A 1,701-nucleotide genomic window follows, 5' to 3' on the forward strand; every position below is an offset into this window, starting at 1 on the left:
TGTAAGCCTGTGAAGGTGAGTTGAGAAGCTTGCTGGAGGTATCAGAAGTGCGAATGCTGACATGAGTAACGACAATGCGAGTGAAAAACTCGCACGCCGAAAGACCAAGGTTTCCTGCGCAACGTTAATCGACGCAGGGTTAGTCGGTCCCTAAGGCGAGGCTGAAAAGCGTAGTCGATGGAAAACAGGTTAATATTCCTGTACTTCCAGTTATTGCGATGGAGGGACGGAGAAGGTTAGGCCAGCCTGGCGTTGGTTGTCCAGGTTTAAGGTGGTAGGCTGAAATCTTAGGCAAATCCGGGATTTCAAGGCCGAGAGCTGATGACGAGTTGCCTTTAGGCGACGAAGTGGTTGATACCATGCTTCCAAGAAAAGCTCCTAAGCTTCAGATAACTGGGAACCGTACCCCAAACCGACACAGGTGGTTAGGTAGAGAATACCAAGGCGCTTGAGAGAACTCGGGTGAAGGAACTAGGCAAAATGGCACCGTAACTTCGGGAGAAGGTGCGCCGGCGAGGGTGAAGGACTTGCTCCGTAAGCTCATGCCGGTCGAAGATACCAGGCCGCTGCGACTGTTTATTAAAAACACAGCACTCTGCAAACACGAAAGTGGACGTATAGGGTGTGACGCCTGCCCGGTGCCGGAAGGTTAATTGATGGGGTTAGCGCAAGCGAAGCTCTTGATCGAAGCCCCGGTAAACGGCGGCCGTAACTATAACGGTCCTAAGGTAGCGAAATTCCTTGTCGGGTAAGTTCCGACCTGCACGAATGGCGTAACGATGGCGGCGCTGTCTCCACCCGAGACTCAGTGAAATTGAAATCGCTGTGAAGATGCAGTGTATCCGCGGCTAGACGGAAAGACCCCGTGAACCTTTACTATAGCTTTGCACTGGACTTTGAATTTGCTTGTGTAGGATAGGTGGGAGGCTTTGAAGTGGGGACGCCAGTTCTCATGGAGCCATCCTTGAAATACCACCCTGGCAACTTTGAGGTTCTAACTCAGGTCCGTTATCCGGATCGAGGACAGTGTATGGTGGGTAGTTTGACTGGGGCGGTCTCCTCCCAAAGAGTAACGGAGGAGTACGAAGGTGCGCTCAGACCGGTCGGAAATCGGTCGTAGAGTATAAAGGCAAAAGCGCGCTTGACTGCGAGACAAACACGTCGAGCAGGTACGAAAGTAGGTCTTAGTGATCCGGTGGTTCTGTATGGAAGGGCCATCGCTCAACGGATAAAAGGTACTCCGGGGATAACAGGCTGATACCGCCCAAGAGTTCATATCGACGGCGGTGTTTGGCACCTCGATGTCGGCTCATCACATCCTGGGGCTGAAGCCGGTCCCAAGGGTATGGCTGTTCGCCATTTAAAGTGGTACGCGAGCTGGGTTTAGAACGTCGTGAGACAGTTCGGTCCCTATCTGCCGTGGACGTTTGAGATTTGAGAGGGGCTGCTCCTAGTACGAGAGGACCGGAGTGGACGAACCTCTGGTGTTCCGGTTGTCACGCCAGTGGCATTGCCGGGTAGCTATGTTCGGAAGAGATAACCGCTGAAAGCATCTAAGCGGGAAACTTGCCTCAAGATGAGATCTCACTGGGATCTTGAATCCCCTAAAGGGCCGTCGAAGACTACGACGTTGATAGGTTGGGTGTGTAAGCGCTGTGAGGCGTTGAGCTAACCAATACTAATTGCCCGTGAGGCTTGACC

The 1,701-nt window shown here is 52.7% G+C and carries 1 rRNA gene; it reads left to right on the forward strand.

Features of this window, described 5'->3' with window-relative positions:
* Window positions 1–1,701 (forward strand): 23S ribosomal RNA (locus ACF8R4_RS24135); the annotation flags it as partial.

Source organism: Pseudomonas sp. FYR_2, assembly GCF_043106425.1.
Lineage (GTDB): Bacteria > Pseudomonadota > Gammaproteobacteria > Pseudomonadales > Pseudomonadaceae > Aquipseudomonas > Aquipseudomonas monteilii.